Here is a 26,156-nt window from a genome sequence, read left to right as displayed (position 1 = left end):
AGCGCCGTCCGTGCGGCAGGACGCTACCCCCTCGACCCTCGACCCTCGACCCTCGACCCTCACCGGCCCAGCTCCTGCAGGGCGGCGCGGATGACGGCGGAGAGGTCGGCGTCCTCGCCGAGGCGGATCAGGGCCTGATCGACGGCGCGGCGGGCGTTGACCTCGGCCACACCGAGACCCAGCAGGGCCGAGACGGCCTCGCCCGTGATGCTGGGCGGCGGCGGGGCGAGCTCGGCGTGGACGCCGGGCGCTGAGGGGGTGAAGGAGGTGTCGCCCAGCGACTTGCCCTTCAGCTCGGTGACGATGCGGAGGGCCAGTTTGGGGCCGACGCCGTTGGCGCGGGCGACGGCGGCCTTGTCCTCCCGCGCCACGGCGGCGGTCAACTCGGCCGGCGGCAGGACGTCCAGCACGCTGAGCGCCGCCTTGGGGCCGACGCCCTGGATGCCGGTCAGGGTGGTGAAGGCGCGGCGGTCGTCGCGGGTCAGGAAGCCGTACAGGCGCGGGCCGTTCTCGGCGTTCCAGAGGTGTTCGATATGCAGGGTCGCCTCGTCGCCGGGCGCAGGCAGGCGCTGGAGGGTGCGCGCCCCGCAGGCGACGACATAGCCGACGCCGGCGCAGTCGATCAGGCAGTGGTCCTGCTCGACCTCGGCGAGGACGCCGCGAAGACGGCCGATCATGCGGTGCCCCGGATCGCGAGGTGGTTCATCCTGCGCAGCTGGGCGTGGGTGATGGCGACGGCGAGGGCGTCGGCGGCGTCGGCCTTCACGTCTCCGGCGGCGGGCAGCAGGCGTTTGACCATGAAGGCGATCTGGCTCTTGTCGGCATGGCCGGCGCCGACGACGGCCTTCTTGATGAGGTTGGGCGAGTATTCGGCGACGCTGAGGCCGCAGCGGGCCGGGGCCAGCATGACGGCGGCGCGGGCGTGGCCCAGCTTGAGCGTCGAGGACGGATTGACGTTGACGAACACCTCCTCGACCGCCGCCTCGTCGCAAGCGTAGTCGGCGCAGACGGCGCCGAGCGCGTCGAGCAGATGCAGCAGGCGTTCGCTGAGCGGGGCGGTCTCGGGCGGGGTGACGACGCCGTGCGCGATCCAGCGCAGGCGCGAGCCTTCGGCCACGACGACGCCCCATCCGGTGCGCCTGAGGCCGGGATCCAGTCCCAGAATGCGAGTCGGTTCGTTCGCCATCCGTTCCGTTATTGCCGATAGAGGCCTAACGGACAATGACCGGCGTCGAGAGCCCTGAAACCAGCGCCCGGCCGCCGCCCGCGAGGGACGACGGCCGGGGCCGGTTCTAGAAGCGGATCCGCAGGTTCACGCCGGCCTGCTGGCTGTCGCTGCGATCGCCGAACTCGGCGCTGGCGGTGGCGCTGAGCTCGACGCCGTTGCCGGTGGCGAGACGGAGGTCAGCGCCGACGCGCCAGGCCTCCTGTTCCAGGGCGCTGCCGATCATGGCCGGGAAGGCGTCGGGGTTGGAACCGAGCAGGCGGTACGGCATGCGCACCTCGTCCTCGGAGCGGAACACGCCGCCGGCGGTGAAGACCAGCGTCGACTGGGCCGCGGTGTCGTCGCGCAGGACGAAGCCGAGCGAGACCTCCGGGGCCGCCGTGCCGAACACCTGGGTGTTGGACAGCGCCTGGACGCCGAGCCCCTCCAACCCCTCTTCCGAGAAGCTGTTCTGGCGCAGGGCCGTGGCCGAGAGGTTGATGGCCGGGCGCAGGAAGACGTTTCCGCTGCGCATCAGCCAGGCCGCATAGGCGTTGGCCTGGAGGTAGCCGCTCTCCGACCGCGACGTGCCGACCAGCGGTTCGAACACGTTCACGCCGCGAACCGCGTCCGCCCACTGGTAGCCGCCCGACAGCGACGTTCCGGCCTGCAGGCCTTCATAGTCGCGATGCTGGACGCCGAAGCTGCCGTGGAAGCCCTTGCCGTCGGTGCGGGCGCGGTCCTCGATGGTGATCGGGTCGAGCTTGTCGTAGCCGAGGGCGGCCGCGAACGACCAGCCGTCGGACAGCGGGGTTTCGAAGCCCGTGCGCAGGCGCATTTCCTGGCTGCGGATCCCGAAGTGCTCGAAATCGCCCTGACGCTCGAAGTTCGAGCCTTCGACGCGGGCCCAGACGCACTGTTCCGTGACCTCGAAGACCGGCGAGACGCAGCTGAACAGCTGGCCGGCGAAGCCTTCGGCGGCGTTCAGCTGGGTGACCAGCGGCGCCATCAGGGGTTCGGGGTTCAGTTCGTGGAATACGGCCGCGTAGGCGTCTTCGTCGCCGGCCTGCATGTTGCCGAGCAGGGCCATCAGCTGGCCGATGCCCGACGAACCGCCGGCCTGGATGGCGAAGTCCATGTGGCGGCCGAGGTTGCGCTCGTTCCGGTTCAGGAACGGCTGGCCGAAGTTGCTGACGAACGACAGGTGGACCCCGTCGGTGTCGGCGCTGACGCTGTAGTCCATCGCCAGGGTGTCGGCGATCTCCAGACCGTTGTCGAAGCCGTTGCCGCCCGTGGCGAACAGGGTGCGGCGGTCGTCGTTCTCCAGCCAGGTCAGGATGACCTCGCCGGTCCCGTCGACGGTGGCGTCGCCGGTGACGTTCACCCGATCCGAAGCATAGGGACCGAAGGCGATGTCGAAGGCCAGGTGGCCGCTGTTGGTCTGCACATAGTCGCCGTCGAGGGCGACCGTGTTGATGACGCGCGAGCCGTACATGATGTTGACCGACGGATCGCCCTCGAGGTCGAGGTTGGCGAAGGTCTCGCCCGCCGACAGGTCGATCGGCACCCGCGAGGCGCTGAGCCCCATCAGGAAGTCGCCCGAGTTGGTGTAGACGCCGCTGTCGCCGGCCGCATCGCGCAGGTCGATGGTGTTGAAGGCGACGAAGGTCGAGCCGAGGCGGTTGTTGAAGGCGTTGTCGCCGAGGCCGAGGTCGATGTTGCCGACGACCAGACCGTCGTTGTTGACGGTGTCCTGGCCGGTGGTGGCGTCGATCGCCAGGCCGGAGACGGCCGAGATCGAACCGGAGGTCGTGACGACGTTGTTCGCCCCGCCGTCGATCCGCACGCCGGCGCCGGTTCCCGTGCCGCCGCGGACGAAGCCGTTCGAGGCGATGGAGATGTCGCCGCCGCCGAGGCCGCCGAGGCTCTGGGCGAAGATCGCCACCGAGTTGGTCCCGGCCGAGAAGACCGCGCCCGAGAGGTCGAGGTCGATTGCGCCGCCCGCGCCGGCGCCGCCGGCCGTGCCGCGGAAGCCGCCCTCGATCCAGCCGCCGCCGCCGCCCAGGCTCTGGGCGATGACGCCGTAGGCGTTGTCGCCCTCGGTGATGACGTTGCCGACCTGGGTGAAGCTGATCGCCCCGCCGTCGCCGGTGTTGTCGCTGCTGAGCGCGACGGTCGGGGCGAAGGCGCCGAACACCGCGCCGCCGCCGCCGCCGATGGACTGCAGCATGACCGCGTGGGCGTGGTCGCCGACGGTGCCGATCTGGCCGGTGTTGGTCAGCGAGACCGAGCCGCCGTCGCCTTGCGCGCCCGCCGAGCCGCCCAGCGTCGCCGCCAGGGTCGAGACGCCGGACAGGCGGAGCTCGCCGCCGCCGCCGCCGACCGACTGGGCGAAGAGGCCCAGGGCGTAGTCGCCGAAGGTCTGGACGCCGCCGGTGAAGAGGCCGGTGACCGCGCCGCCGTTGAGGTTGGATCCGCCGTCGGCGCCGAGCACGCCGGTGAGCGCGACGTTGGTCGCCCCGGGGCCCTGCAGGACCACGCTGGCCGAGCCGCCGCCGCCGCCGATGCTCTGGATCACGGCCGCGGGCGACAGGTCGCCGGTGGTGACGATGCCGCCGGCGTTGGTGCGCGAGACCGCGCCGCCGGATTCGTTGAGGCCGCCCGAACCGCCGAGGGTGACGTCGAGCGGACCGACGAGGCCGCCGGCCGTGACCGTGAGGTCGAGCAGGCCGATGCCGCCGCCGCCGCCGACCGACTGCACCAGCACCGCCGGCGAGTTAAGGCCGGTGGTGAGCATGGCGCCGGAGTGGACGCTGTTGATGCCGCCGCCGTTGTTGTTGACGCCGTTGACGCCGCCGAGAACGAGCTCGAACGGAATGGCGACCGGATCACCCGGCGCCGCGAACGGATCGGCCATCGGAACCGCCAGCGGCGAGACCTCGGGGCCGGTGTCCTTGTCAGCGGCCTCAAGCGGCGAGACCAGGGGCGCCGGGGACGGCGAAACCGTCAGCGGCGCAATGACAGCGCGCATGATCAGCGAGCCGCCGCCGCCGCCGATGGCCTGGGTCAGGCTGGCGACGCCGTTGTTTCCGCCGACCTGGAAGGTGCCGGTGGTGTTGGTGTGGACCAGGCCCGAGCTCATGTTCACCGCGCCCGCGGCGCCCGCGCGGCCCAGGACCATGGGGTCCGGAGTCACGGTTGCGCCGTGCAGGTCGATGAAGGGCGAGCCGGTCAGGCCGGTGATGCCGCTGAAGTCGAAGGTCAGGTGACCGCCGCCGCCGTTCACGCTCTGGGCGATGATGGCCTGCGAGCCTTCGCCGAGGACGGTGATGTCGCCGGAGTGGTTGACGGTGACCGAGCCGCCGGTTCCGCCGGTTCCGCCGCCGAGGTTGCCGATCAGGGCCGAGACGGCGTGCGACAGGACCATGCTGCCGATGTCGGAGGTCAGGCCGAAGCCCATCTGGGCGTTGCCGCCGCCGCCGCCGATCGACTGGGCGAGGATGCCGTGGGCGCCCGCGCCGCGGGTGACGATGTCGCCCGAGTTGGTGACCGTGACCGAGCCGCCGTCGCCGCCGTCGCCGCCGAAGCCGCCGAGGGTGACGAGGGGCGCGTGGTTGAGGATCTGGGTCGTGGGCGAAATCAGCAGGTTGGCCGCGAAGGCGATGCCGCCGTTGCCGCCGCCGCCGCCGATCGACTGGGCGAGGATGCCGTGGGCGCCCGCGCCGGTGGTGTCGATCAGGCCCTCATTGAGGACGGTGACCGTGCCGCCGGTGTTGCCGGTGCCGCCGACGCCGCCGACGTTGAGGCCGACCAGGGCGCTGTCGCGGCCGGTGATCATGCCGGTCAGCGACAGGACGCTGGAGCCGTTGCCGCCGCCGCCGCCCAGGCTCTGGGCGAAGATGCCGTAGGCGCCCTCGCCCCGGGTGACGATCTCGCCCGTGTGGTCTTCGCCCGTGACCGGACGGTTGATGACCGAAACCGCGCCGCCGACGCCGCCGTCGCCGCCCGAGCCGCCGATGTTGACGACGAGGCGATGGGTCTGGTTGTCCATGCCGGCGTAGCCGAGCTGGACGTCGAGCACGAGGCCGGCGTCGCCGCCCCCGCCGCCGATGCTGTTGGCGCTGATGCCGGTGGCGAAGCGGCCTTCGGTGAAGATCAGGCCTTCGTTCAGGACGCTGACCGCGCCGCCGGCGCCGCCGGTTCCGCCCGAGCCGCCGAGGTTGAAGTCGATGTCGTCGCTGCCGCGGTACTGCAGGGCCGCGTTCAGGACCATGCCGCCGATGCCGCCGCCGCCGCCGACCGACTGGGCGCGGATGCCGTGCGAGTATTCGCCTTCGGTGGCGATGACGCCGGTGTTGGTGACGTCGACGCCGCCGCCGACCGCGCCGGTGCCGCCGGAGCCGCCGACGTTGACCGACAGGGTGCGGGTCGTAGTCGTGGGCGGCGGACCGCCGACCTGGAAGGCCAGGGTGCGGGCCACGCCGCCGGTGCCGCCGCCGCCGCCGATGGCCTGGGCGAGGATGCCGTCCGACCGGTGGCCGGTGGTGACGATGGTCGCGTCGCTGTCGACGGTGACGTCGCCGGAGATGGCTCCCGTGCCGCCGGTGCCGCCGACGGTGACCGTGGCTGCGCCCGCCGCACGGACGATGGCGTTGGCGGCCGAACCGCCGCGACCGCCGCCGCCGCCGATGGACTGGGCGAAGACGCCGCGCGCCTCATAGCCCGAGGTGGTGATGTGACCCGCGACATCGACGCTGACGTCGCCGGAGAAGGCGCCGACACCGCCGTCGAGGCCGACGGACACGCCCGCGCTGTAGGACTCGGCCTGGGGCGTGTTGGCGCCGCTGGTGGTCGAGGCCGAAACGGTGGTGGCGCTGCTGTCGCCGCCGCCGCCGCCGATGGACTGGGCCAGAATGCCGTCCGCGGTCTCGCCCGAGGTCTGGATGGTGCCGTCGGCGACGACCGAGACATCGCCCGACGATCCGCCGGTGCCGCCGTGGCGGCCGACGGTGATGCCGACCGAATGGTTGGCGAGGATGCCCAGCGCCAGATCCAGCACGGTGTCGCCGCCGCCGCCGCCCAGCGACTGGGCGTGGATGCCGGCCGAGGAGCGGCCCTCGGTGACGATGACGCCGTGGTGCTCGACAGAGACGTCGGCGCCGGTGCCGCCCGCGCCGGTGGCCCCGCCGACGGCGAGGTTCAGGGCGGTGGCGTTGCGCAGCACGCCGAAGCCGATGTTGTAGTTGGCGTCGCCGCCGCCGCCGCCGACCGACTGGGCGAAGATGCCGTCGGAATCGACGCCGGAGGTCATGATGTCGCCGGCGTGGCGGACGGTGACGTCCTCGCCGCTGCCGGCGCCCGCGCCCGAGCCGCCGACGGCGATCAGGGCCGCCATCGGGTTGTTGCCCGGCGAGTGCGTGGTCAGGGCGAAGACCGCATTGACGCCCGCGCGGCCGCCGCCGCCGCCGATCGACTGGGCGACGAGGCCGTCCGAGTGATCGCCGAAGGTGCGGATCAGCCGGCGCTGTTCGGTCTCGGCCGGGCCGGAGCCGACATAGCCGCGGACCACGTCGACCGTGCCGGCGTTGCCGCCGGAGCCGCCCGAACCGCCGACGCCGATGGCGGCCGGCTGGCCGAAGGGCGCGACCACGCCGGTGACGTTGACGCCGCCCACGCCGCCGCCGCCGCCGATCGACTGGACCAGGACGCCGGGCGCATCGGCTGCGAAATCAATGCCTTCGAAGGGCTGGCCGCCCACCGGCGGGCTGACCACCGGACGCGCGTTCATGAAGATGTTGCCGACGCTGTGCAGCGAGACGTCGCCCGCGTCCGCGCCGTCGCCGCCCGTGCCGCCGACGCCGACGCCGATGGCCACGCCCTCGGTGCGGGCGTTGGAGCCGCCCTCGCCGAGGTGGATGTCGGCCGTGACGTTGAGGCCGCCCGAGCCGCCGCCGCCGGCGACGCTCTGGACCAGCACGCCGATGGCGCCCGCGCCCTCGACCACGACCTGGCCGTGCTGGGTGGCGGTGACGTCGCCGCTGATGTTGCCCGCGCCGCCGAAGCCGCCGAGGCCGAAGGTCAGCGAGGGCTCGGTGCCGTTCGGATCGGCGCTGAGCCCGCCCGAGATGTTGATGGCGCCCGCGCCGCCGCCGCCGCCGATCGACTGGATCATCAGGCCGCGCGACAGGTTGCCCGAGGCGAAGATGTCGGCGTCGATGTTCGCCAGCACGTCGCGGCCGATGCCGCCCGAGCCGCCGAAGCCGCCGATGCCGGCGGTCAGGACGCCGTCCATGGCGATGCCGCCGGAGATGTTTATGCCGCCCGCGCCGCCGCCGCCGCCGACCGACTGGACGATGACCGCCGAGCGGTTGTCGCCGATGGCGCTGGCCTGGACGCGGGTCGCGTCCGGCGAGCCGAAGGTCATGGTGACGTTGCCGGCGTCGCCGCCGCCGCCGCCGAAGCCGCCGACGCCGAGGGTGACCGAGCGGGCCGCCTGGCTGCCGCCCGGAGGCGTCAGGGAGATCTGGCCGGAGACGTTCAGGCCGCCGTTGCCGCCGCCGCCGCCGATGCTCTGCACGACGATGCCGTTGGAGCCGTTCTCGCGGATGCGGTGCGGCGGGATATAGGTGTCGTCCCATGAGCCCGGCAGGATGCCGATGGTGGTCTCGGCCGGGATCAGCTCGTCGTTCGACAGGCCGCGGGCCCAGACGTTGCCGGTGATCGAGGCGGTCACATCGGAGGCGTTGCCGCCGTCGCCGCCGAAGCCGCCCAGACCGAAGGCGAGGCCGCCGGCCGTGCCGCTGGTGCTGGCCGCGATGCCGCCCGTGACGTTGATGGCGCCGTTGCCGCCGCCGCCCGCCAGGCTCTGGACGATCAGGCCGTCCGAGTTCGCGCCGTCGGTGTCGATGTCGCCGGTGTAGCTGAAGGTGACCACGCCGGAGTCGCCGCCGGCCCCGCCGAAGCCGCCGATGCCGATGCCGACCGTGCCGGCCGTGCCCGAGCTGAGCGAGATGTTGCCGGTGACGTTGAGGCCGCCGTTGCCGCCGCCGCCGCCGACCGACTGGGCCGTGACGCCGTCGGCGTTGTCGCCGCGGGTGACGTAGTCGCCGATGACGGTGCCGGTGACCGCGCCGGCGTCGCCGCCGCCGCCGCCGAAGCCGCCGATGCCGATGCCGACGGTGACCGCCGGGCTGCTGGTGACCGACAGGGCCACCGAGCCGGTGACGTTGAAGCCGCCGTTGCCGCCCGCGCCGCCGAGGCTCTGCAGCATGGCGCCGTAGGAGCCGTTGCCGAGCGTGCCGACGTCGCCGGTCAGCGAGGCGGTGACCGCGCCGGCATTGCCGCCGCCGCCGCCGAAGCCGCCGAGGCCGAAGCCGAGCGTGCCGCTCATGCTGCTGGAGGCGCTGAGGCCGCCGGTGATGTTGAAGCCGCCGTTGCCGCCGCCGCCGCCGACCGACTGGGCGAGCGCGCCCCAGGAATCGTCGCCGCGGGTCGAGATGCCGCCGGTGTAGGTGAGAGTGACCGTCGAGGCGTCGCCGCCGTCGCCGCCGAAGCCGCCGATGCCGACGCCGATATTGCCGGTGCCGCCGCCGCTGCCGGCCAGGGCGATACCGCCGGTGACGTTGAAGGCGCCGTTGCCGCCGCCGCCGCCGAGGCTCTGGTAGGTCAGGCCGGACGAGCGGTCGCTGAGGGTGGCGATGTGGCTGGTGACGGTCCCGCTGACCGCGCCGGAGTCGCCGCCCGCGCCGCCGAAGCCGCCGACGCCGACCATCAGATTGCCGGCGGTCGTCTGCGAGCCGGCGATGCCGCCCGAGATGTTGAAGCCGCCGTTGCCGCCGCCGCCGCCCACGCTCTGGACGAGGATGGCGGCCGACTCCAGGCCGTCGGTGCGGACGTCGCCGTTGATGTTGCCGATCACCGCGGCCGAGTCGCCGCCGTCGCCGCCGCCGCCGCCGATGCCGAAGCCGACGTTGCCCGCGGCCGTCTGGGCGCCGGACAGGCCGCCGGTGACGGTGAAGCCGCCGTTGCCGCCGCCGCCGCCGACCGACTGGGCCAGCACGCCGCGCGCATTGGCGCCGGTGGTCCAGGCCGCGATCAGGGTGTTGGAGGGGTCCGCGACGCCCGTGTTGAGGTTCAGGGTGACCGCGCCGCCGTCGCCGCCGTCGCCGCCCATGCCGCCGACGCCGATGCCCAGCGTGCCCGCGCCGCTCTGGGCGAAGGCGATGTTGCCGGTGACGTTGAAGCCGCCGTTGCCGCCGCCGCCGCCGACCGACTGGGCGATGACGCCGTCGCTGTCCGCGCCGGTGGTCGAGGTCGCGCCGGTGTGGGTCAGACTGACCGCGCCGGCCGAGCCGCCGCCGCCGCCCGAGCCGCCGACGCCGGCCGACATCGAGGCCGCGCCGGTCTGGGCGCCGGTGATGCTGCCGGCGACGTTGAAGCCGCCGTTGCCGCCGCCGCCGCCCACGCTCTGGGCGGTGATGGCGTCGGACTGGGCGCCCGTGGTGGAGACGTTGCCGGTGACCGTGGCGGTGACCGTGCCGCTGCTTCCGCCCGTGCCGCCCGAGCCGCCGACGCCGACCGTGAGGCCGAGGCCCGCGGTCTGGCCGCCGCCGATGCTGCCGGCGACGTTGAAGCCGCCGTTGCCGCCGCCGCCGCCGACGCTCTGCGCCAGGAAGCCGGCCGACTGGTCGCCGGAGGTCAGGATCCCGACCGAGGAGGCGGTGACGTCTCCGCCGGTCCCGCCGCCGCCGCCGGAGCCGCCGACGCCGACCGAGATCGCGCCGCCGACCGTGCCGCCGCCGCCGATGCCGCCCGAGACGTTGAAGGCGCCCGAGCCGCCGCCGCCGCCGATCGACTGGATGGTGACGCCCGCCGACTGGGCCCCGCGCGTCTCGACCGCGCCGAGGGCCGCGCCCGTGACAGCGCCGGCCGAACCGCCGCCGCCGCCCGCGCCGCCGACGCCGACGGACAGCGCGCCGCCGACCGTGCCGCCGCCGCCGATGCTGCCGGAAATGTTGAAGCCGCCCGAACCGCCGCCGCCGCCCACGCTCTGGACGATCAGGCCGCCGGACTGGTCGCCCGTGGTCAGGATGGTTCCGCCGGCCGTGCCGTTGACGACGCCCGACGCGCCGCCGCCGCCGCCGGAGCCGCCCACGCCGACGGACACGCCGCCGCCGAAGGTGCCGCCGCCGCCGATGCTGCCGGAGATGTTGAAGCCGCCCGAGCCGCCGCCGCCGCCCACGCTCTGGATGGTGACGCCCGCCGACCGGTCGCCCGTGGTCTGGACCGCCCCGCCGACGCTGCCGGTGACGTTTCCGCCCGCGCCGCCGCCGCCGCCGTAGCCGCCGACGCCGACCGCGCCGGCCACGCCGGCCGTGCCGGAGACCGAGACCGCGCCCGCGACGCTGAAGCCGCCGTTGCCGCCGCCGCCGCCGACCGACTGGATCAGGGCCGCCCGGGAGTCGTCGCCGCCGGTCAGAATCGTCCCGTCGAAGTGGGAGATGACTGTGCCGCCGATGCCGCCGTCACCACCCGAACCGCCGACGCCGACCGAGGCCGCGGCCGAGGCCACGCCCGCGCCGGAGCCGCTGAAGGCCACGGCGAAGCCGCCGTTGCCGCCGCCGCCGCCGACCGACTGGGTCAGGAAGCCGGTCGAGAAGTCGCCGGTGGTCTGGATCGAGCCGCCCGAGTTGACGGTGACCGCGCCCCCGGCGCCGCCTGTGCCGCCCGAACCGCCGACGGCCACGCCGAAGGCCGCCGCGGCGGTCTCGCCGGCCGCGAACGAGAAGGACATGGCGAAGCCGCCGTTGCCGCCGCCGCCGCCCACCGACTGGGCGAAGATGCCTTCGGAATAGTCGCCGGACGTCAGAATCGTGGCGTCGCCGTCCAGGGTGACGGTGTTGCCGATGCCGCCGCCGCCGCCCGAGCCGCCGACGGCGACGCTGGCGCTGATGCCGTAGCCGGCCGAGACCTGGGCCGCGAAGCCGCCGTTGCCGCCGCCGCCGCCCACGCTCTGGGCGAAGATGCCGCGCGACCGGTCGCCGGTCGTCATGATCAGGGGCGAGAAGGTCTGGCTGCCGCCGCCGACGGCCAGGGTGCGATCGAACAGGTTGACGTCGACCAGGCCGCCGTCGCCGCCAGCGCCGCCGGAGCCGCCGACCGCGGCGCCCGCGAAGGCGCTGATCGAGACGGTCGAGCCGCCGTTGCCGCCGCCGCCGCCGACCGACTGGGCGAAGATGCCGTGCGAGTCGTTGCCGCCGGTCGAAAGGTCGTGGTGGTTGTTGACCGTCACCAGTCCGGAGCGGCCGCCGCCGCCGCCGGCGCCGCCGATGGTCAGGAAGACGCCGCCGGAGGAGCCGCCGTCGCCGCCGCCGCCGCCGATCGACTGGACCTGCAGGGCGCTGGCGATGTCGCCGGCGGTGCTGACCGCGCCGCGGTTGGTGACGGTGACGTCGCCGCCGGTGCTCAGGCCCGAGCCGTTGCCGCCGAGGGTGACCAGGCCGCCGCTGTCGCCGCCGGCGCCGCCGCCGCCGCCGACCGACTGGGCGAAGACGCCGCGCGCGAAGTCGCCGGTGGTCGAGACCGAGCCGCCGTTGTCGACGGTGACCGTATTGCCGTTGCCGCCCACGCCGCCCGTGCCGCCGAGGGCGACGACGCCGCCGCTGGCCGAGCCGGAGCCGCCGCCGCCGCCGACCGACTGGGCGAAGATGCCGTCCGCGCCGACGCCCTGGGTCGAGATCACGCTCGCCCCGCTGGTGGTGACGTTGACCGTCCCCGCGCCGCCCGCGCCGCCGCCCGATCCGCCGAGCGACACCAGGCCGCCGGAGCCGAGGGCGTTGCCGCCGCCGCCGCCGATGGACTGGGCGAACAGGCCGCGCGAGCCGAGACCGGTGGTCGTGATCGTCGCCCCGGAACTGACCGTCACCGCGCCGCCGAGACCGCCGCTGGCGCCTTCGGAGCCGATGGCGACGACCAGGCCGCCGCTGATGCCGCCGTTGCCGCCGCCGCCGCCGATCGACTGGGCGAACAGGCCGTGGGACGAGACGCCGGTCGTCGAGACGATGGTCGAATCCCAGGCGTCGATCTGCGCCGAGCCGCCGGCGCCGCCGGTGCCGCCGCCCGAGCCGAGCGAGGCGAGACCGAGGCTGAGGCCGCCGTTTCCGCCGCCGCCGCCGATCGACTGGGCGAACAGGGCGTGGGCCGCATTGCCGCTGGTGTAGACCTCGGATCCGGTGCGGGCCCGGACAATGGCCGTGCCGCCGTCGCCGCCCGGGGCGCCGTCGTCGGAGAAGGTGACGAGGCCGACGGCGTTGCCGGCGTCGCCGCCGATGCCGCCCACGCTCTGGGCCGTGACGCCGAACGAGGCGTCGCCGGTCGTGGTCACACGCGCGTAGTTGATCGCCTCGGCATGGCCGCCCTGGCCGCCGCGGTTGCCCGCGCCGCCATCGCCGAACAGGCCGTAGCTGCCGCCGCCCGATCCGGCGCCGCCGCCCAGGCTTTGGGCGAACACGCCGTGGGAGCCCGCGCCCGTGGTGGAGATGGTGCTGTAGTTGATCGCCGTGGCCGTGCCGCCGGTGCTGCCCGAGCCGCCCGAACCGCCGCTGGAGAAGACGAAGCCCGAGCCGCCTTCGCCGCCGATGCCGGCGCGGCTCTGGGCCACGACGCCGTGCGAGGCGACGCCGGTGGTCGAGATGGTGCTGAAATTGGAGGTGACGGTGACATTGCCGCCGGCGCCGCCGTTGCCGCCCGAGGCGCCCGAGGCGCCCAGATAGCCGTCGCCGCCGTTGCCGCCGTTGCCGCCGATGCTGGCGCCCATGACGCCGGCCACGCCGTTGGAGACGGTGGTGACGCCGGAGCCCGAGGAGCCCGCGTTGACGTTGAAGGTCGGCCCGGCCTGGCCGTCGCCGCCGGAGTTGGCGGACACGAACAGCGCGCCGTCACGACCGCCGCCGCCGCCGTTGCCGCGACGGATGTCATGCACATAGCCGAGATCACCGGCTCCCGCCGGCAGGGTCAGCGGGCCGCCCGCAGGCGCGCCCGGGGCCGTGGTGATGGCCGAGACGCGCGCGAGGGTCGAGGCGACGCTGGCCGCATTGATGACGTTCAGGCTGACGACATGGCCGTCGCCGTCGAGGTTCACGGCGGTGACGGTGAAATTGCCCCCGGCCGGATTGGGGATGACGTCGCCCACGGTGTTGGCCAGCAGGATGACGTTGTTCAGGTTGGTGCGGACGGCGGTCGGATTCAGGATCTCGACCACGGTCTCGTTGGCGTTGGTGACCGGGTTGAAGATGGTGCCGCCGACGGCGGGCACCGGGAGCATCGCCTGCGGGCCGTCCGGCAGACCGGCCGTGGGCGAGGCCAGCGGGCTGAGGGCGGTGCCCGACAGAAGGGACGACTTGAAGGCCGAAGTGACGGGCGCGTCGTTGAACGAGGAGTCGTCGCTGCGATCGGCGGCTGCGGCGGCCATGGGGCTGGCGACCGCGCCGACGGCGGCGATGATCATGGCGATGCGGCGCAGGGTGCGACCGAGCTTGCGGTTGTTGGCGACGTCGGCGCGGCGTTCGCGCGCGCGCTTGCCGACCGAGGTCAGGGCGACCCGCAGCGTCAGCAGGGCGTCGGCGAGGGTGCGCGCGTCGCTGTCGCGTCGGCGGTCCAGCAGGGTGACCAGTTCGTCGATCTGTTCGCAGACCGCGTCGGCCTGGGCCTTCGGGAGACGAGAGGCCTCCGTCGATGCCGCGAGTTGATGAACCAGGGCCGCAGCCCGCACAAACCTCGACGCTTCGCGCGTAGTGTTCGACATCTCATCGCCCCCAATGGCTCGCGCGCGATGGAGGGGATCAGTGTCCCCTTTCGGCCAGCCGTTTCACCCCAGAGCAGAATTCACGCCACCCGCCTCTGCCCACGCGGCTGCAACCATTGGTCGGCGAACCGTAAACGGTCAAGGTTAAGAATCGCGACAGGCGTGTGGAGTGTGCCGTTTTGGCACTACTTTATCGGGCTACGGACGAACGATGTTCTGTGGTTTTGAGGGCGCGAAACGCCTCATTCGTCGCGGGGCAGAACCGAGAATCCGGCGAGGCCGGCTTCGGCCGAAAGGCGGGTCACCAGGCCGTCGATATCCATCGGCATGGGGCCCTTCACCTTCATGTGGTGCTCGTGCAGCGCGCCGTCCTGACAGATGACGTGGCCGAGGCGGACAGCCTTCATGCCGGAGCCGTTCAGCAGCTCGCGCACCTTCGGCTCACCGGGGGCGGCGCCGCGCTTCCAGCGCAGCACGACGTCGATGACCCCGATGTGGGGAAGCTTGGCGTCCAGCAGGCGCAGGACGGCGAGCACGGCCAGGGTCGACCCGGCGGCGAGCAGGGCGAGGTTCAGCATGCCGACGCCGAACAGGACGCCGATGGCCGAGGTCACCCAGAGCGACGCCGCCGTGGTCAGGCCGTGGACCGAGAAGCCTTCGCGGAAGATGACGCCGGCGCAGAGGAAGCCGATCCCGGTCAGCAGGCCGTGCGACATGCGGGTGGGGTCGATGACCACATTCTGTCCCGGCAGGGCGGTGAAGGCCCAGGTCGCCTGGTGCATGGCGGCGAGCATCAGAACGCAACTGGTCAGGCAGACGAGGATGTGGGTCCGGAAGCCCGCCGGATGCCCGTGGTAGGTGCGCTCGATCCCGATCAGCCCCCCGGCCGTCATGGCCGCGACGACCGGCCAGATCAGATCCCAGTTCATCAACCCAATTCGCTCCGCCGACTGACGAAAAGAGGAGCCTAGGCCGCTCCGGGCGAAACGATCAAGCCGCCGTCAGTCGTCGCGCGGGTCGAGGGTGTAGCCGGTGACGCCGTCGATGCTGCGGAAACGGGCGGCCAGAGCCTTCAGGGCCGGTTCGCCGTCGACCTTCAGCCGGAAGGTGCGGCGGAGGGATTCCCCGCCGTCGACCAGTTCGAAGCGATCCGCGCGGCGGGCGCGGTCCAGACCGCCCAGCGCGGCCTCGATACGGTCCTCGGCGCCGACGGCGTCGCGCCGCCAGTTCACCTCGACATCGACCACCGCCTTCTGCGGCAACTGCAGACTGACCAGCCGCAGGGCGACGAGGATGAGCATGGTCAGGATCGTGCCGACGCCGGCCAGGCCGTAGAGGCCGGCGCCGAACAGCAGGCCGATGGCCGCGGTGATCCACAATGAGGCCGCCGTGGTCAGGCCGTGGATAGAGAAGCCGGAGCGGAAGATGACGCCGGCGCAGAGGAAGCCGATGCCCGTCAGGACGCCGTGAGCCAGGCGGGCCGGATCGCTGACGATGTTCGCCCCCTCGACGCCGGCGAAGCGCCAGGCGGCCTGGGACACCGCCGCCTCCATCAGCAGGGCGGAGGCGAGGCAGACGAGGATATGGGTGCGGAAGCCCGCGGCGCGGCCGCGCCATTCGCGCTCGAAGCCGATGAGACCGCCGGCCAGCACGGCGGCGAGCAACGGCAGGGTGAAGCCGGGCAGGTCGTTCATGTCCATAAGCGGAGCAACGGCGGCCAAGCGTGGCGGTTCCGGCGCGGGAGGCGAGACACCGGCTGCAGGGCGCGCTAGCGTCCGCGCCGGACGGGAGATCCTTTCATGTCGAATTCAGCCGGGGCCCTGGCCGCCCTGACCCTCGTGGGCGCTAGCCTTGTCGGCGCCGGCGCGGCGCTGGCGCAGGCGCCGCGTCCCGATCAGACCGCCTTCCGGGCGCTGTACGAGGAGCTGGTCGAGACCAATACGACCCTGTCGGAAGGCAGCTGCACCCTGGCGTCAGAGCGGATGGCCGCGCGCCTGATCGCGGCCGGCCTGCCCGCCGCCGACGTGCGCGTGCTGGTTCCTGACGATCGGCCGAAGGACGGCAATCTGGCGGCGGTGCTGCGCGGCTCCGATCCGGCCGCCGAGCCGATCCTGCTGCTGGCTCACATCGACGTGGTCGAGGCGAAACGGGAGGACTGGGATCGCGACCCGTTCACCCTCGTCGAGGAGGACGGCTACTTCTACGCCCGCGGCGCGGCGGACGACAAAGCCCAGGCGGCGGTGTGGGTCGATACGCTGGTGCGGCTGAAGCAGCAGGGCTTCACGCCCCGCCGGGACATCAAGATCGCCCTGACCTGCGGCGAGGAGACCTCGGACACCTTCAACGGCGTGTCGTGGCTGCTGGAGAACCACCGCGACGCGCTGGCGGCGGCGTTCGCGCTGAACGAAGGCGCGCGCGGGCGGCTGGACGCCCAGGGGAACCGCGTGGCGCTGGAGATCCAGGCCGGCGAGAAGGTGTATCAGGACTACCGGCTGGAGATCACCAACCCGGGCGGGCACTCGTCGCGGCCGGTGCCGGACAACGCCATCTATCGCCTGTCGAACGCGCTTTCGCGGCTGGGGGCCTACGCCTTCCCGACCGAGCCGAATGCAGCGGTGCAGGCCTATTTCACGGCGCTGGCCGGAGTGACGCCGGTCCATGCGGACGACATGCGCGCGATCGCCGGGCCGCCCTCTGAGACGCGCGAGGCGGCGGCCGGGCGGCTGTCGGCGGCCGATGCGGCGTGGAACTCGGTGCTGCGGACGACCTGCGTGGCGACCATGGTCGATGCCGGTCACGCCCCGAACGCCCTGCCCCAGAGCGCGGTGGCCAATGTGAACTGCCGCATTCTGCCCGGGCACGATCCGCAGGAGGTCCGGGCCGAGCTGGACCGGGTGCTGGCCGATCCGGGCATCGCGGTGACCATTCCCGGCAATATCGATCCGACCTCGCCGCCGCCGCCGCTGACGCCCGCGATCCTCGATCCGATCGTGGCCGCGGCTGCACAGCAGTGGCCGGGCGTGCCCGTGGTGCCGTCCATGAGCACGGGCGCCACGGATGGGCGCTTCACCAATGCGGCGGGCGTGCCGACCTATGGCGTGACCGGCATGTTCGCCGATCCGGACGGCGGCGGCGTGCACGGGCTGAACGAACGCATCCGCGTACGCTCGCTGTACGAGGGCCGGGACTTCCTGTTCGAGCTGGTGAAGGCCTACGCGGAGTAGGCCGACCGGCGCCTCAGTCCCTGGGGGGCAGGTAGCGGATGGTGAACTGGACCCGTTCGCCGACGGCGTCGTCGCCGATGACGCGGGCCTTGCGCGCGGCGTCGAGGGCGCTCTGGCCGAAGCCGCGGTCGAGCGGCGCCTCTTCGACGATCCGGCAGTCGCCGAGGGTGCGGTCGCCCTGGATGACGCAGTTGATCATCACCCGGGCTTCAACAGATTGATCGACCCCGACGGGGTAGGTCGGCACAGGCACGGTCCCCCACCGGGGACCGCCGGGATTGCGCGCAGCAGCCTCGGCCGCCGCGGCGACCTGGGCCGGCGTCGCCTTGACCGGCTGCATCGTCGGTTCAGGCAGGCTGTCCGCCCAGCGGCCGAGCATGGCGAGCAGGATCCAGCCCGCCGCCACGCCTGCAATGAGGATCGCGAAGATCAGCGGCCACACCCAGCGGCGCGGCGTCTCGACCAGAACAGGCCGGCGCTGATCTCCGCCCAGATCCATCAGCCGGCGAATTTCGCCATGTCTTCGTCCGAGATGTCCTCGTTCGAATAGACGTTCTGGACGTCGTCCTCGGCGTCGAGGGCGTCGAGCAGCTTCATCAGGGTGCCGACGGTTTCGCCGGTGACGGCCACGTCCGACTGCGGACGCCAGACCAGGGCGGTGGACTTGGGATCGCCCAGCACCTTCGACATGGCCTCGGCCACCTCGTTGAGGTCCTCGAAGCTGGTCCAGATGGTGTGGCCGGGCGCATCCTCGTAGATGTCCGGCTTCACCAGATCGCTCTCGACGTCCTGGGCGCCGGCCTCGATGGCGGCTTCCATGACGGCGTCCTCGGTGCCCGCCTCGGCCTTGTAGATGATCTGGCCGACGCGATCCCACATGAAGGCGACCGAGTTGATCTCGCCCAGGGCCCCGCCGTTCTTGGAGAAGGCGGCGCGGATGTTGGAGCCGGCGCGGTTGCGGTTGTCGGTCAGGGCCTCGACGATGATGCCGACGCCGCCGGGGCCGCGGCCCTCGTAGCGGATCTCTTCCATCGTATCGACGTCGCCCGACGAGGCCTTGTTGATGGCGCGCTGGATGACGTCCTTGGGCAGGCTTTCGGCCTTGGCGTTGTTCACCGCGAGGCGCAGGCGCGGGTTCATCGCCGGGTCGGGCATCCCCGACTTGGCGGCGACGGTGATGTCGCGCGAGAGCTTGGAGAACAGCTTGGAACGCTGCGCATCGGCGCGTCCCTTGCGGTGCATGATGTTCTTGAACTTGGAATGGCCGGCCATGAAAGTCTCTTGTCTGGGCGCTGTCGCTCGCCGCGCGGCGGCTCGCTGGTTGAGCGCCACGGGGCGGAGTGGTCGAGCCGCGCATCTAGCCGATGCGGGGCACAGTGTCACCGGGCGGCGAATCTGTCTCAAAGAAACCCCGGAACCGGCGTAGCTTCGCGGGCATTTCGAAATCAGCAACGGGAGCGCCGCAAATGACCGCTGAAGACGCCATCTACGCCGCCGAAGGGTTTGCGGACGAGGACCTGCACGAGGCGGATATCGTGGAGTGGTACGAAGCCCGCCCCATGACGGTCTCGACCTATGTCGCCACCGGCGCCGTCATCGGCGCCTTCGCCCTGGGCGTGCTGACCGCCGTCGGCGCGCTGGCGCTGATGGGCCGGCTGGAAGACTAGACCTTATTTGCGAGGCAGGGCCGCCAGCACCGACTTGTCGAGGCTCAGCGCCATTCCCGCGTTTCGGCCCGCCAGGGTGACGACCCGGTACTGGGCCGCGGTTCCGAGCACCAGCGAGCTTTCCGAGACGCTCATCCCGTAGTCCTGGGCGAGCCACTGGATCATGCCGGCCGTCGCCGCCCTGAGCGCATCGTCCAGCGAGCCGGCCTGACCGATGACGGTGATGCGGTCCGCGGTCTCGATGCGCGGGCTCGACATGGGTCGTCCGGGCAGGACCTCGACGCTGAACTCGACGGCGAGCGAGGTCTCCAGCGCCCACTGGGTGGTTTCGCCGTCGCCCTGGAGGGCGTGGCCGTCGCCGAGGAACAGCAGGGCGCCGGGCTGGAACACGGGGAGATAGACCGTCGCCCCCTCGACCAGACCGTTGAAATCCATGTTGCCGCCGAACCGGCCGGTGTCGCCCGTCGAGAATGGCGCGAAGCCGAAGTCGGGGGCGACGCCGAGGCCGCCCAGCATGGGCCTGACCGGCACGACGTAGTCCCGGAGCCGTTCGGGCGGGTTCTCCAGCCGGGCCGTGCCGGCCTCGCGGTCGAGGCGCCAGCGCACCCGGTTGCCCAGTCCCGTCGCCTGCGCAGCGAGGCCGGTGGTCATGGCCTTGCCGACCACGCCGTCCAGACTGTCGGCCCAGTCCCGGGTCAGCTTCAGCCGATGAATGCGGACGGCCAGCACATCGCCGGGCCCCGCCCCCGCCACATAGAAGGGGCCGGTCTGCGGATTGCCGTACAGGGCCCGCGTCCGGCCGTGCTCGTCCACACCGCCGGAATCGAGGGTGGTGGTGGAGACGACGTCGCCCGGGCGGATGACCAGGACCGGCTCGCGGTGCGCGGTGAACTCGTTGGAGAAGGTTTGCGGCTCGAAGGTCAGGTGAGCCGGCGCGGGCCCGGCCGGAAGCTCGAGGCGGCGTCCGGTGACGGCATGGGTCGCGCGGACATCGTCGTCGTTGGGATCGGGATAGTCCGCCGAACCGTTGAGACGATCACCGTCCAGGGTCGCGGTGAACCGCCAGACGTTGTGGTCGGAGTCCGTCGCCGACACCGTGATCAGATCGCCCTGGCGGCGCCCGGCCAGCGGGACGTCGCCCAGATGGCCGGTGAGGACGCCGCCGTCATCCTCGATGACCATCTCGCTGTACTCGGCGTTGCCCCAGCGATCGACGGCGATCAGCCAGGTCTCGGGATCCGAGGCCAGGGCGGGGGTCGGGAGCATCAGCAAGCCGAGGAAAACCAAAGCCCGCATCACCGCCTCCGACTGCTACCGAAAACGCACGCTAGGTCGGGGGCGGGCCGGGCTCCAGTTAAGCTTTGGCAATACGGCCCTCAGGTTTTGAGGCTCTCCAGGAAGCCGCGCATCTTGTCGTCGACGGAGATCGGCCGCTTGGTGTCGCGGTCGACGTAGACGTGGACGAAATAGCCGACGGCGGCGGCTTCATCCTCGTTGTTGCGGAACAGGCCGATCTCGTAGCGGACCGAGCTGGTGCCGACGTGGGCGACGCGGACGCCGGCCTGGATCTCGTCCGGGAAGGCGGTCGGCGAGAAGTAGCGGCAGCCGGTTTCGGCGACCAGACCGATGGTCTTGCCCTCGTGGATGTCCAGCACCCCGTTGACGACCAGCAGCCGGTTCACCGCCGTGTCGAACCACGAATAATAGACCACGTTGTTCACGTGGCCGTAGACGTCGTTGTCCATCCAGCGCGTGGAAATGGCCTGGAAGCGGCGGTAGTCGCTGCGCTTCGTCCGCTCGATGGTGCCGGTCATCATCCCTCCATTTTGAGTACGCTAACGCTCGCGACGCGGTCGCTCGCTGCCTGAGCGTGTCTGGTGTGGTCGATTCTTCCCTCGGAGCCCGTCTGTGCGAACTTCCGATACCGACGCTCGGGCTTGGCGGACGCGGCGTCAAGCGCCTAGCGTCGGGTCCATGAGCACGATCCAGACACGCGCCGCCGTCCTTCACGCCATGGGCGCCGCCCGCCCCTATGCCGACAGCCGTCCGCTGGCGGTGGAGACGGTGACCCTGGATGCGCCGGGGCCGGGCGAGGTGCTGGTCGCCATCCGCGCGGCGGGGCTGTGCCACTCGGACCTGAGCGTGATCAACGGCGACCGGCCGCGGCCCATGCCGATGGCGCTGGGGCATGAGGCGGCGGGCGTGGTCGAGGCGGTCGGACCGGGCGTGGACGACCTGCAGGCCGGCGATCACGTGGTGATGGTCTTCATGCCGAGCTGCGGCCACTGCAATCCGTGCGCGGGCGGACGCCCCGCCCTGTGCGAGCCGGGCGCGGCCGCCAACGGCAAGGGCGAACTGCTGACCGGCGGGCGGCGCATCCGCGCCGAGGCAGGCGAGCTGCACCATCACCTGGGCTGCTCGGCCTTCGCCGAGCGGGCCGTGGTGTCGCGGCGGTCGCTGGTGAAGGTCCCGGCCGACCTGCCGTTCGAACATGCGGCCCTGTTCGGCTGTGCGGTGCTGACCGGCGTGGGGGCGGTGGTGAACACGGCCGGTGTGCGGGCCGGACAGTCGGCGGTCGTGGTCGGCCTGGGCGGGGTCGGTCTGGCCTCGGTGCTGGGCGCGCTGGCGTCGGGGGCCAGTCCGGTGGTGGCGGTGGACCTGAGTGAAGACAAGCTGGCGCTGGCGCGCAGCCTGGGGCCCGTGCTGACCGTCAACGCGGCGGATGCGGACGCCGTGGAGCAGGTGCGGGCGCTGACCGGCGGCGGGGCCGACTTCGTGTTCGAGATGGCGGGCTCGGCCCGGGCGCTGGAGGCGGCGTGGAAGATGACCCGGCGCGGCGGAACCACCGTGACCGCCGGCCTGCCGCCGCCCGAGGCCGTGCTGGCGGTGAACATCGTCTCACTGGTGGCCGAGGAGCGGACCCTGAAGGGCAGCTATATCGGCACCTGCGTGCCCGCGCGGGACATCCCCCGCTACATCGCCCTGTTCCGCGAGGGGCGGCTGCCGGTGGACCGGCTGCTGACCGGTACGATCGGGCTGGACGAGATCAACGCCGCCTTCGACCAGCTGGCCGACGGCAAGGCGGTGCGGACGGTGATCCGCTTCCCGGGCTAGGCCTTGTCGCGGATGCGCATGGCCCCGCCCGTGCCGGTCTCCACATCGAACCGGCCGGTCGCCCGGATCAGGTCCGACAGCTTGGCGTAGCCGTAGGTGCGCTGATCGAAGTCGGGATAGGCGTTGCGCAGCCGGTTGGCGATGCCGCCCGCGGGGACCCAGCCGTCGCCGTCCTCGTCCATGTCGGCCAGCACCGAGGCGATGAGGCGCGCGGCCTCCGACGGTTTGGACTTGCCCGCGGCCGGGGCCGAGGCGGCCACCGCCTTGCCGTCGCTCTTGCGCGGCTCGGCGCGCTCGTCCGGGGCGGTCAGGTTCTCGGTGTAGATGAAGCGGGTGCAGGCCTGGCGGAAGCTTTCGGGCGTCTTGCGCTCGCCGAAGCCGTAGACGTCGACCCCCTCCTCGCGGAAGCGCGAGGCCAGGCGCGTGAAGTCGGCGTCGGAAGAGACCAGGCAGAAGCCGTCGAACCGGCCCGAATGCAGCAGATCCATGCCGTCGATGACCAAGGCGATGTCGCCCGAGTTCTTGCCCTTGGTGTTGGCGAAATTCTGCTGCGGCTGGATGGCGAAATGGGCCAGCACCCGGGTCCAGCCGGCCAGCTGCGGACTGGAGAAGTCGCCATAGATGCGCCGGGCCGAGGCCTCGCCCAGGGTGGCGATTTCGGTGAACAGGGCCTCGGCGATACGCGCCGAGGCGTTCTCCGCGTCGATGAGCACGGCGAGACGGGGCGGCCTGGAGATGGGAGGCATGGAGCTCGGCCTTTCAGGCGCGGAGGGAGTTGCAGGGTCGGCCGCCGGGACGGTCGGGTCAACGGCCCGCGTGCGCCGTTGCGTGCGATGGTCTAGATCGTCGCCATGACCCAAGCTCCCCTGCGCCGCCTCATCGACCTGCCCGGCATCGACGATCTGGAGATGAAGGCGCTGATGAAGCCGCGCCACGCCGACCCCGACATGCGCGACGAATTCCCGGAGATCGACGCCACGGCGCGCGCCGCCTTCGGCCTGGGCCTGGACGAGGCGGAGGCCGTCGCCCTGCCCGACGACTGGGACGGGATCGAGCGCCTGTCGGCCGACGAACAGGTCGACGCCTTCGAGGCCGAGGGCTGGGACGTGCGGGACGCGCGGCGCAAGCCGCTTCGGATGCTGACGCACTGGGCCCTGCCGCTGGCCCTGGCCATGCGCGGCGTCGCCGGCGCCCTGCCCTTCCACGCCGAGCCGGACGCTCCGACGACGAACTGGGGCTCGAGCCTGGCGGCGGAAGCGACGCGGTTCAGGAAGCGGTAGCGGCCCTGGCCGTCAGAGAATGGTGCGAACCTCTGCGATAAACTGATCGAGGGTCATGAGGTTCGGGCGAACCGCCGCCGGATAGGCCTCAATCAGATTGGCAGGCACGACCAACTGAAGATTGGCAGCAGCCATCTCCGCGAACTGATTTTCAGATACACCTTCTTGAAGAGTCAGCAGGTGCTTTGTCGAGAGCCGGTCAGCTTCATTCAACACCTGCCGCCAACGATCACGAGCCGTAGTCTTGGCAGCCAACATTCTTAGCCGCGAAGTCGGGAACGCTGAGTCGCGATAGGCTGCTGATGAGGGAAAAAGAAAATCAGGCTTCTTGTCTCCCTCAGACGTTGCGCCGTGAGCGAAGTCTCGATCTTCAACAAGACCCTCCTCCAGGAATATCTCTCGAGCATGCAGTTCCAGCGATCTTCCCGAGCGGGACTTGCGCCGCTGCAGGACGGTCTGAGCTAAGACAAGAAAGTCGTCGAGCGACGCAAAGCCTGCCGACACCTTAGGCCCCTCCAAGGCCTGTTCGACCGACCGAAAAATCTCGAACTCACAAGTGCGGCGACGCATCAAACGATCATCAGGCGACTGACTTTGGAGGGGGCGCAACTCGACAGCCTTACGGACGATCTCCTTCGCTCCGGGAAACCTCACCAGCCAGTCCGAAGGCATCTCACCTAAACTGAACTGGCAACTGGCCGTGGGAAGTTTTCGGGCAAATAGGCCGGTTGCTTGTCCAGGCCGCCACACCACAGACTTTCCAGGATCCACGGGACCAACCAGGTCTTCGAGAGCCTCGTCCTGGTAGCCTTCACACACCCAGACATGCAGGGTGCTTGCACCGGTCGCAAGCGCACCATTCTCAAACACAAAGGCCGCCAAGGCACCGGTGCTATCGGGGTCCAGAAGCGCCGAAGCGCCGCCTCCCCAACCGGTAAGTCGCGTCTCATCGCGCGTCCCGCCTTGAAAGCGATTGTTGTACCAAATGGCCGTGACTTGGCGCACTTCGGGGTGCGAATCCACGAACGCGTCTAGTTTGACCCTAGGATTGGAGACGCCGGGATCGTGCAACGCCGGCAAGGCTTGGAAGAGCAGGTCCTTAGGAAAGTACGGTCCCGCCTGATGGGATTGGTTCGCCAAAGTGTCGTTGGCAGACAGGCGCTTGAGATACCAAAGATGGTCAGGCCGGGCGAATTCCCCGATCCAATCCGGCAAGCTGATCACCGGCATCATCCCCCCTGATATTCAGTTCTCGGCTGTCCGAGCGCAGCCATACAGAAAGCTTGTCGACAACCACCGGCAGAGACAAGCGATGTCGCCCTTTGATGGCACACTCCCAAACAACCGCCTGTCGCCACCCTTGAGCATCAAGCCGCGATCTCGCTTCTCCATCAACAACCCGGTTCCGCTCGATCTTCGTCCGCCAGAACTCCGATCGCGTCGACGGCCATTTAAATAGATGGCAGTCGTGGCCGTGCCAGAAGCAGCCGTGCACGAAGATTACCGCCCCGTGCTTCGGCAGACAGATGTCCGGCTTGCCGGGCAGGTCGCAGTGAAGTCGGTACCGGAAGCCGCGGGCGTGCAACGCCCTGCGGATCAGAAGTTCGGGCTTGGTGTTCTTGCCGCGAATGCCCGACATCATCCGGCTGCGCGTCGCCGGGTCGACGACGTCAGCCAACGGCGATCCTGCGGGCCTTGGCCAGGGCCGCGAACAAGTGGGGCTTCATGTGTTCGGCGACGGCCTTCACGGCGGGGACGACGACCGAGTTGCCGAACTGGCGATAAGCCTGGGTGTCGGACACCGGGATGATGAACTCGTTACCCTGCGGTTCGTCGAAGCCCATCAGGCGGGCGCATTCGCGCGGGGTCAGTCGGCGGGGGGCCTTGCCCTCCTCCCGCTTCACGAGGATTTCCGAGCCGTCCTTGTAGTAGCGGGCCGACAGGGTGCGGGCGACGTCGTCGGGACCGACCAGGCCGAAGCCGAAGCCGTTGCCGGCGGCCTGGTGCTTTTCCTTGTAGCGCTGGAGGTAGTTCCAGAGGTGGTCGGTCAGCGTGTACTTGTCCGATACGCGGCCCGAGTTGCCGACGGTGAAGCGCTGGTCGGGCGCCTCGGAGCCGTCGCCGGGATGGAGGATCTCAGCCAGTTTCGGCTTCGCGTCCGGCACCTTAAAGTCCTCAAAACTGAACCCGTGATCCTCTCGGAATCCGACAATGAATATCCGCTCCCGATGCTGTGGCGTCCAGTGTCGGCCATCGACCACCTTGAACTTGACGACGTAGCCAAGGTCTTTCTCGAGGACCTTCCTGATTGTCTTGAATGTTTCGCCCTTGTCGTGGCCAACCAAGTTGCGGACGTTCTCCAGCAGGAAGGCGGTTGGGCGATGGTGCGCGATGATGCGCGCCACGTCATAGAACAGGGTACCTTGGGTTTCGTCGGCAAAGCCGTGAGCACGGCCGAGCGCATTCTTCTTGGACACGCCGGCGATCGAAAATGGCTGGCAAGGGAAGCCTGCCAGCAATACGTCATGCGTCGGGACATCTCCGGCTTCGACCAATCGGATGTCGCCGTTGATCTCGTGATCATCGTCCGGGAAGTTCGCCCGGTAGGTCTTCTGACTGTACTTGTCCCATTCGGACGTGAAGACACAGCGGCCGCCGATCGACTCGAAGCCGCGGCGCAGGCCGCCGATGCCGGCGAACAGGTCGATGAAGGTGAACTCCCCCCCCTGTTCTTCCCTATCGCCAACCACCAGCTTGAGCGCGGAATTGGCCGCAGGCTCGGTTGGGCCGTCGATGTAGCCAAGGCTCACCGCCTCGTCCGCCATCGCGTGGCCTGCCTGCTCCATCATCCCCGCATACTCCGAC

At 71.2% G+C, this 26,156-nt stretch carries 17 protein-coding genes; 4 read left to right on the top strand and 13 right to left on the bottom strand.

Going from position 1 to position 26,156, the window contains the following annotated elements; translation table 11 throughout:
* Positions 1 to 59: 59 nt before the first annotated feature.
* The 5 genes from ruvA to GGR12_RS04700 form a co-directional block, all read right to left on the bottom strand.
* Entirely contained in the window at positions 60 to 677 is a 618-nt protein-coding gene (gene ruvA / locus GGR12_RS04720) for a Holliday junction branch migration protein RuvA (RefSeq protein WP_183203215.1), read from the bottom strand.
* The gene (ruvC, locus tag GGR12_RS04715) at positions 674 to 1,186 is read right to left on the bottom strand and encodes a crossover junction endodeoxyribonuclease RuvC (protein ID WP_183203214.1); all 513 of its coding nucleotides are present in this window, start codon (positions 1,184 to 1,186) and stop codon (positions 674 to 676) included. The genes ruvA and ruvC overlap by 4 nt, the downstream gene beginning before the upstream one ends.
* A 106-nt stretch (positions 1,187 to 1,292) precedes the next feature.
* Positions 1,293 to 14,006, bottom strand: a complete 12,714-nt coding sequence (locus GGR12_RS04710; protein ID WP_183203213.1) for an autotransporter outer membrane beta-barrel domain-containing protein — start codon at positions 14,004 to 14,006, stop codon at positions 1,293 to 1,295.
* A 242-nt stretch (positions 14,007 to 14,248) separates the two neighbouring features.
* Positions 14,249 to 14,935, bottom strand: a complete 687-nt coding sequence (locus tag GGR12_RS04705; protein ID WP_183203212.1) for an MgtC/SapB family protein — start codon at positions 14,933 to 14,935, stop codon at positions 14,249 to 14,251.
* A 72-nt stretch (positions 14,936 to 15,007) separates the two neighbouring features.
* Positions 15,008 to 15,727, bottom strand: a complete 720-nt coding sequence (locus GGR12_RS04700) for an MgtC/SapB family protein (RefSeq protein ID WP_246328727.1) — start codon at positions 15,725 to 15,727, stop codon at positions 15,008 to 15,010.
* Between the two features lie 78 nt (positions 15,728 to 15,805).
* Here GGR12_RS04700 and GGR12_RS04695 point away from each other — a divergent pair, with 78 nt between their 5' ends.
* Positions 15,806 to 17,230, top strand: coding sequence for a M20/M25/M40 family metallo-hydrolase (locus GGR12_RS04695; protein WP_183203211.1), 1,425 nt, complete (start codon positions 15,806 to 15,808; stop codon positions 17,228 to 17,230).
* 13 nt (positions 17,231 to 17,243) lie between these two features.
* Here GGR12_RS04695 and GGR12_RS04690 read toward each other — a convergent pair whose 3' ends face one another.
* Both GGR12_RS04690 and GGR12_RS04685 read right to left on the bottom strand, forming a co-directional pair.
* Positions 17,244 to 17,729, bottom strand: coding sequence for an energy transducer TonB (locus GGR12_RS04690; protein WP_183203210.1), 486 nt, complete (start codon positions 17,727 to 17,729; stop codon positions 17,244 to 17,246).
* Positions 17,729 to 18,502: a YebC/PmpR family DNA-binding transcriptional regulator gene (locus tag GGR12_RS04685; RefSeq protein WP_183203209.1), complete on the bottom strand. Its 774-nt coding sequence runs from the start codon at positions 18,500 to 18,502 to the stop codon at positions 17,729 to 17,731. Before GGR12_RS04685 ends, GGR12_RS04690 begins: the two co-directional genes overlap by 1 nt.
* Before the next feature lie 194 nt (positions 18,503 to 18,696).
* Here GGR12_RS04685 and GGR12_RS04680 point away from each other — a divergent pair, with 194 nt between their 5' ends.
* On the top strand, positions 18,697 to 18,897 hold the full coding sequence (locus GGR12_RS04680) for a hypothetical protein (protein WP_183203208.1): 201 nt from the start codon (positions 18,697 to 18,699) through the stop codon (positions 18,895 to 18,897).
* Between the two features lie 3 nt (positions 18,898 to 18,900).
* Here GGR12_RS04680 and GGR12_RS04675 read toward each other — a convergent pair whose 3' ends face one another.
* Both GGR12_RS04675 and GGR12_RS04670 read right to left on the bottom strand, forming a co-directional pair.
* Complete coding sequence (locus GGR12_RS04675) at positions 18,901 to 20,193, bottom strand: acetamidase/formamidase family protein (RefSeq protein WP_183203207.1); 1,293 nt, start codon at positions 20,191 to 20,193, stop codon at positions 18,901 to 18,903.
* 80 nt (positions 20,194 to 20,273) lie between these two features.
* Positions 20,274 to 20,711 carry an acyl-CoA thioesterase gene (locus GGR12_RS04670; protein WP_183203206.1) on the bottom strand — a complete coding sequence of 146 codons (438 nt, stop codon included), beginning with the start codon at positions 20,709 to 20,711 and terminating at the stop codon, positions 20,274 to 20,276.
* Between the two features lie 160 nt (positions 20,712 to 20,871).
* Between GGR12_RS04670 and GGR12_RS04665 the strand changes: the two genes are divergently transcribed.
* The gene (locus GGR12_RS04665; protein ID WP_183203205.1) at positions 20,872 to 22,011 is read left to right on the top strand and encodes a zinc-dependent alcohol dehydrogenase family protein; all 1,140 of its coding nucleotides are present in this window, start codon (positions 20,872 to 20,874) and stop codon (positions 22,009 to 22,011) included.
* Here the strand turns inward: GGR12_RS04665 and GGR12_RS04660 are convergent.
* A complete protein-coding gene (locus tag GGR12_RS04660; RefSeq protein ID WP_183203204.1) occupies positions 22,008 to 22,757 on the bottom strand; it encodes an NYN domain-containing protein in 750 nt (249 codons plus the stop codon). The genes GGR12_RS04665 and GGR12_RS04660 overlap by 4 nt on opposite strands.
* Before the next feature lie 105 nt (positions 22,758 to 22,862).
* Between GGR12_RS04660 and GGR12_RS04655 the strand changes: the two genes are divergently transcribed.
* A complete protein-coding gene (locus GGR12_RS04655) occupies positions 22,863 to 23,291 on the top strand; it encodes a hypothetical protein (RefSeq protein WP_183203203.1) in 429 nt (142 codons plus the stop codon).
* Positions 23,292 to 23,303: 12 nt separating this feature from the next.
* On the opposite strand, the gene GGR12_RS04650 is transcribed toward GGR12_RS04655, so the two are convergent.
* The 3 genes from GGR12_RS04650 to dcm are packed head-to-tail and all read right to left on the bottom strand — an operon-like array spanning position 23,304 to position 26,140.
* Positions 23,304 to 24,521: a type II restriction endonuclease gene (locus GGR12_RS04650; protein ID WP_183203202.1), complete on the bottom strand. Its 1,218-nt coding sequence runs from the start codon at positions 24,519 to 24,521 to the stop codon at positions 23,304 to 23,306.
* Positions 24,472 to 24,969 (bottom strand): very short patch repair endonuclease, encoded by a 498-nt coding sequence (locus GGR12_RS04645; RefSeq protein WP_183203201.1) that lies wholly within the window; start codon positions 24,967 to 24,969, stop codon positions 24,472 to 24,474. Before GGR12_RS04645 ends, GGR12_RS04650 begins: the two co-directional genes overlap by 50 nt.
* Positions 24,962 to 26,140, bottom strand: coding sequence for a DNA (cytosine-5-)-methyltransferase (gene dcm, locus GGR12_RS04640; RefSeq protein WP_183203200.1), 1,179 nt, complete (start codon positions 26,138 to 26,140; stop codon positions 24,962 to 24,964). The genes GGR12_RS04645 and dcm overlap by 8 nt, the downstream gene beginning before the upstream one ends.
* Positions 26,141 to 26,156 lie beyond the last annotated feature (16 nt).

The organism is Brevundimonas lenta (genome assembly GCF_014196335.1).
Lineage (GTDB): Bacteria > Pseudomonadota > Alphaproteobacteria > Caulobacterales > Caulobacteraceae > Brevundimonas > Brevundimonas lenta.
The sequence above is the reverse complement of the archived record's forward strand: the minus strand, read 5'-3'. Positions and strand labels throughout refer to the sequence as shown.